Here is a 3,731-nt window from a genome sequence, read left to right on the forward strand (position 1 = left end):
TATTCCCCTATCTGTGTGCGGACATTCTGCACTCCGGCAAGCGCATTGTCAAAGCAGCTTTCCATACAGGTTGTAGAAAATCTGCCCACATCAAGATAAGCAGATAGTTCTCTCTCAATATCCGCCACTTCCTCTGCTACCACATCAAAGTCTGATCTTGCTCCCTGAATGTTCTCCTCCTGTCCCTCCATGCATCTCCGACATGATAGCAATCTCTACAATACTCTTCTTACCGCATCTATCTGTTCTATCCACCAGTCAATCTGTGCCAGAATCAGTTCCCGAATGCTGGTAATTTCTTCATATTTTACCTGAAATCCCATAACTTTCTCCACTCTCCCTATTTTGTCTTTATCATTTTCATCAAAGAAGCTTCTGCATCAACCAGTTCATCACGCAGTGTGAAAAGCTTCCCGACATCCTGCGTCAGGAGGCTCTAATAATAACTCATCAGACCAATTAACTGTGAAAAGCCCGCCCGGTACGCTGTCATGGCGTCCATTGATACATTTAAATTCGGAACTGTAAGCTATTTTCCTTCTACCTCACCGGATACCGTTGAAAAAGAATTTACCTTTGATGTATAAACATTGGTATCTAATTTTATCAGCATAATGATGCCATTCCTATTCTGTAAATGTTATTCCTGTTACTATTTCTTACACTTATATGCACATTAATATGCCTTACTACCTCCACCATTCGATTGTGTACCAAATAAAATTTAATTCGTTTTTAAATACCGCTGCTATTTCGTTTTTTATTTCGTTATTTTTCTAAGTCAGCAACCACCAGTTCAACTGATGGTTTGTTATAAGCCCTCCAAAGAGCTATGTTACCGCTCGCCCAAAAGGGCGGTGTCGCAATCATTTTTACTGGTCCGCTATAAAGCGGTACTTCTTGAATCTTCTTTTCTCGATTCCTCTGCTTGCTCTTTTATATATTTTTGTACTGCTTCGTCTGTGATATTACCGATTGTTTCTACATAATATCCTATTTATTTTTTTGCAACTTAAAATTCTCAAAAGTTATTTTACAATTATCACAAAGTGGATCATATTCTTCACTCCAAAATTTCTTGTATTTAAAAATATATTATCAATATCGGCTCCACCTAACAATGCATTATTAGTTGCAAATACTTCTGCACAGTTATTAACTAGCTTTTCACCTAGAAAATTAATCACCTTACCAATAAAGTAACTTTCTTATTTCATCCGATGTTCTTAATAATCTTTTCCATTCTTCAACTGTTCTTACCGCTTCTACACTAAGCAACTCTACATTTTTTTCTAATTGTATAAATGAATTTCTTAACTCTATGCTTTTTTCTAGTATATCATCATTAATCATACCTTCATCCAAAAGAAGATTTAATGTATCTTCATGTAGAAAACTAATCGCATCTATCGAAAATTCCTCAAATAGATTATGTTTAATTGTATCATCACTTTCTGTCAACAAATAACTTCCACATTCTTGAATTGTTTTTTTAAAGTTTTCATATCTTTCTTCTAATGAAATTATCATCTCAATACCTCTAATCATAAATTATAGTTGCTCTATCACCTTTCAGCGGGATATAAGTTTCAGGATTTACTACCTTTATTTTTCCAGTAGCCCCAGATGATATTCCATAATATGAACCTCCATGTTTGCCTCCGCCTGGATGATAAAATATAGAAACATCACCATTCATTAATTTCCAACCGCCACCATTGCTTCCATATACACCTCTTGTCCAATCATTTCCAAGAACCTTCTGCAATTCATCAGCAATATCCTTTCAAACGTGTTGGATCCCTAAAAATATCATCAACAGAATTAATATTCCAATGTACATTATCTGCACCATACTTTTCCTTTAAATATTCATTCCATTCAGCCCCACTTCTAGGTATTTCATTATCAAAATTAGTCTTTCTACCACTCTCCCCTACATTCCCCAGCTGCTGTTTTCTAAGTTCCAACAGCTCCTCCGGGTTTACTTTCTTTAATGCAAGTGCTTCGTCTACCTTTCCGATTCCTCTTATTTCTGCCTCTGTGAGCCCTTCCTTGCTTCCATTCTCAAGAAAATCAAGATATTTCTGGGCATCTTCCTTTGACATGCAGGATGCTGATTATTTGAAGTTTACACAGCAAGAGCAGGAACTATATTCCGTTGTGATTTCAGATATTCTTATACGAAGTCAATATTAAATATAGTCTTTCATAATGTTCCAAACTCTTTTTACTTCGTCATTATATTTCTCATTCAACTGATTTTTTAATTGAACATCTGCATCATAAATGATGAAATCGCCTAACCCACCTCTCGCAACTGCAAAAACTCTTCATTTCCTATCATTCTTCTATTTCCAATCTATTGTAATGTTCATTTTTTAATTCTCGAACTTTATCACACCACTCACTATCAAGGAGACCAAAATTACAATATAATTCCAGATAAGCAAAACGCATCGTTCTCATAATATCAATCTTTCCTGAAAACAATGCGTTTTAACCTTAACATCTACCTTTACTTTTTTCCCTCGCTTATAGCTTTTGCCCATTGATTTTCTATTTTCTTATATTGACTCAAATTAACATCTTTTGATTGAGATACTATATTATCCAAATTTGGTGAACCGCCAAACCTATCTCCAGCCTTGCGTAGCACCTTCGATACTTCATTTCATTTTTCCTTTACATTTTTTACATATCATTTTCTAATTGCCTGTCTATTATAACCATCTGAATTTTATATTAATCAAGTTTTCTGATAGTTTTGTTACTTATAAAACCATTTTCATCTATAACGACTCTATCTCTATTGGTAATCCTAACTCCTGACTTTTCTCTAAGGCATGTTTAAACAATGTTAAAAAATCTTCACCATCACTCGTCACAAAATAATTTGATAAATCAGTTATGTCCTTACTAATATTATCGCCCCATGGTGGCAGTTTTTTAATATCATCTATATCCCAAATTACTTTATTAGGTGATATTTTCCTTAATTCTTCTTTAATTGTATTCAATTCTATTAACGCTTTACTTACATTTTCACTCTCAAGACTTCCCTGATACAATTGATTCATTATCAGCGGAAATCTACTTCCCCAACTATTATTCTCTAAATTTACAGCAACTGTCGAAAAAAAACAATGTAAAAAATCTCCACTACCTATTTGATACCATAAAAAACCAACTTTAAATCCAACTGCCATATCATATACTCCTTTAACTTTCCTTAAATCTCACTTTTATTCCATTACTTGTTCGTTCCACAATATCATTATATAAAGCATTAAGATTATTTTGCGATATATTTTGACCTCGTATATCAATTAATACTGACTGTTCTGTTCCCTCTGGTAAATTACCTATTCTTTGATAATATTGTTTTTCAATATTTCTTGCCAAGTTGCTTCTACCAGATGCAGTTTCAATTTGATAATTCTTTACATCTATACTGAATCCATCCTTATACAAGTCCGGTCTAACACTTCCTTTTGTTCCATATGGAACTTCCTTTCCCTTTATGAATGATTTTTGTTCTAAATAATCTGGGAAATCTTTTGCTGCATCTAATTCAGCTTGTCTCCAAGATGGTCTCTTTGTTAAAGAAGTACCACTCTCCCCAACATTTCCCAACTGCTGCGGTCTTTTTACATTATTTACTACTTCCAGCTCTGTCTCACTGAGCGTTCCATATGTTGCCATTCCGGTTAGTGATCCAACTACAAAGC

Annotated in this window: 7 protein-coding genes and 1 pseudogene; all 8 read right to left on the bottom strand. The window is 34.3% G+C overall.

Going from position 1 to position 3,731, the window contains the following annotated elements:
• A partial coding sequence (locus DWY37_RS15525) for a hypothetical protein (RefSeq protein ID WP_147403609.1) occupies positions 1-191 on the bottom strand: 191 nt, incomplete at its 3' end.
• A 692-nt stretch (positions 192-883) separates the two neighbouring features.
• Positions 884-994 (bottom strand): annotated as a pseudogene (locus DWY37_RS16515) (IS200/IS605 family transposase); the annotation flags it as partial.
• Between the two features lie 194 nt (positions 995-1,188).
• Positions 1,189-1,530: a hypothetical protein gene (locus tag DWY37_RS15530; protein WP_118544594.1), complete on the bottom strand. Its 342-nt coding sequence runs from the start codon at positions 1,528-1,530 to the stop codon at positions 1,189-1,191.
• 10 nt (positions 1,531-1,540) lie between these two features.
• Entirely contained in the window at positions 1,541-1,768 is a 228-nt protein-coding gene (locus DWY37_RS15535; RefSeq protein ID WP_117842386.1) for a hypothetical protein, read from the bottom strand.
• 4 nt (positions 1,769-1,772) lie between these two features.
• Entirely contained in the window at positions 1,773-2,108 is a 336-nt protein-coding gene (locus DWY37_RS15540) for a hypothetical protein (RefSeq protein WP_117842385.1), read from the bottom strand.
• Between the two features lie 410 nt (positions 2,109-2,518).
• Positions 2,519-2,659, bottom strand: a complete 141-nt coding sequence (locus DWY37_RS16520; protein WP_442969660.1) for a DNA/RNA non-specific endonuclease — start codon at positions 2,657-2,659, stop codon at positions 2,519-2,521.
• A gap of 133 nt (positions 2,660-2,792) precedes the next feature.
• The gene (locus tag DWY37_RS15550) at positions 2,793-3,209 is read right to left on the bottom strand and encodes an immunity 70 family protein (RefSeq protein ID WP_117842384.1); all 417 of its coding nucleotides are present in this window, start codon (positions 3,207-3,209) and stop codon (positions 2,793-2,795) included.
• A 13-nt stretch (positions 3,210-3,222) separates the two neighbouring features.
• Positions 3,223-3,731 (bottom strand): hypothetical protein (locus DWY37_RS15555; RefSeq protein ID WP_207663680.1); only part of this gene is annotated, 509 nt, incomplete at its 5' end.

Origin of the sequence: Roseburia sp. AF25-13LB, assembly GCF_003478915.1 — a bacterium.
GTDB lineage: Bacteria > Bacillota > Clostridia > Lachnospirales > Lachnospiraceae > Roseburia_C > Roseburia_C amylophila.

Excerpts from the sequence above, each read along its gene's own strand:
- DWY37_RS15550 (WP_117842384.1), bottom strand. The coding sequence starts at position 3,209 with ATGGCAGTTGGATTTAAAGTTGGTTTTTTATGGTATCAAATAGGTAGT.
- DWY37_RS15530 (WP_118544594.1), bottom strand. The coding sequence starts at position 1,530 with ATGATAATTTCATTAGAAGAAAGATATGAAAACTTTAAAAAAACAATT.
- DWY37_RS15540 (WP_117842385.1), bottom strand. The coding sequence starts at position 2,108 with ATGTCAAAGGAAGATGCCCAGAAATATCTTGATTTTCTTGAGAATGGA.